Below are 1,281 nucleotides of genomic sequence, written 5' to 3' on the forward strand. Positions count from 1 at the left end.
CTCTGGGCAGGATAGCCGCCAGGGTAAGCGCGGCAGACCGGCCCTCTACGTCCTGATTGTCAGTGTCGGCTTGATGCTGACATCTGCGGTCGGACTGATGATCTGGCAGGGCGCGAATTCACCGCCCGACTATGCCAGCCAAAGCCAAGCGGCATCACGCAAGCAGATTACTGGCTCTGAAACCGGCAAGTCAGATGCTCTGTCATCAGCTAACAGTGCGGGCGTGCCGGGAGGCAATCCGGCGTATCCTCAGCCTGCCGTGCGTAGCGTGAACCCATGACGGCGGTTGAAAAAGCGAACGATGATCTGGTCGAGGCTGCGGTGCTGGAACGAGCGCAGCGGAACTTCCTCGACAACGGGCCGGGCGACCGAATGTGGTCAGATCCATCCCCGATGAAAGGATCCACGATGAGCGCCGGTTTCGCGCTGAGCGCGGACCAGCGTGCCGCCTTCATCGCTGCCGCGCGGACGGAGATCGCATCAGAGGGCAATACAGCCGACAGACCGGAGGGGCTCCAGCTTCCGAGCGCAGGTGCGAGCCTTGGCATTCTCGCGCTGTATGAGAGCCATAGCAATGCGCTGGCCGCGACGGCCACGCTGGTCGCGGCCGGCATCTCTCAGCAAGCGATCCAACTCGTGGTCGCCCCCGCCGATCCGGATGCCGGCTGCGCCGAGTCGGGAGCACCGCTTCCCGACGGCTCAGGCCTTCGAGATAGGCTCGGGACGATCGGCGTACCTCCAGAGGCGCTGGAGGCCTGCTGCGCGCGGCTGAGGCAGGGCGCGGCGATGCTGAACCTCGTGATCGCGGACGGCCAGCGGGACTGCGTCATGGGCATTCTGAAGGACCATGGCTCAGTCGACCCGACGTCGCGCCTCGCGACGTGGCGCGCGGAGGGCTGGGGTGGAACGTCGCCGGTCTCGACAGAGGGCTGGGGTGGCTATTCCGCCACCTCAACCGGCGCCACGGACATCACGACGAGACGGGAATAAGCTGATGGCCCTGATTGCTCCCGTCAGGTCCGAGAAGACTGACCTCGACGCGGTGCGACGGTACGCGGTGAGCGTCATCGCGCAAGCCGATGGCGAGGCCCTGCAGATGAAGGCGGTCACCCTGGCGCTACTGGGCGGCATCATGTGGCGCGGCGCGCCGGGATCGACCGAGATGATCCAGGACGAGGCGGGCGCCAAGGCCATCCTGTCGACCACCCTCGGCGGCCGCCATCTGACCTTCTCCTACGACCAGAATACCGAGTCGATCGAGATGCGCGAGGGAACGACAGA

Annotated in this window: 3 protein-coding genes; all 3 read left to right on the forward strand. The window is 65.7% G+C overall.

The window, feature by feature from the left end; all coding sequences use genetic code 11:
• Window positions 1-280, forward strand: a 280-nt coding sequence (locus MKL01_RS21945) for a hypothetical protein (protein ID WP_243907306.1), incomplete at its 5' end; no start/stop codon positions are given.
• On the forward strand, window positions 277-990 hold the full coding sequence (locus MKL01_RS21950; protein WP_243907307.1) for a hypothetical protein: 714 nt from the start codon (window positions 277-279) through the stop codon (window positions 988-990). The genes MKL01_RS21945 and MKL01_RS21950, both read left to right, overlap by 4 nt.
• Before the next feature lie 4 nt (window positions 991-994).
• On the forward strand, window positions 995-1,281 hold a 287-nt coding region (locus MKL01_RS21955), incomplete at its 3' end, for a hypothetical protein (protein ID WP_243907308.1).

This window comes from Methylobacterium sp. J-070 (genome assembly GCF_022829385.1).
Classification (GTDB): domain Bacteria; phylum Pseudomonadota; class Alphaproteobacteria; order Rhizobiales; family Beijerinckiaceae; genus Methylobacterium.

Bases quoted from the DNA above. Each gene is read 5' to 3' on its own strand.
- MKL01_RS21950 (WP_243907307.1), top strand. From the start codon at position 277: ATGACGGCGGTTGAAAAAGCGAACGATGATCTGGTCGAGGCTGCGGTG.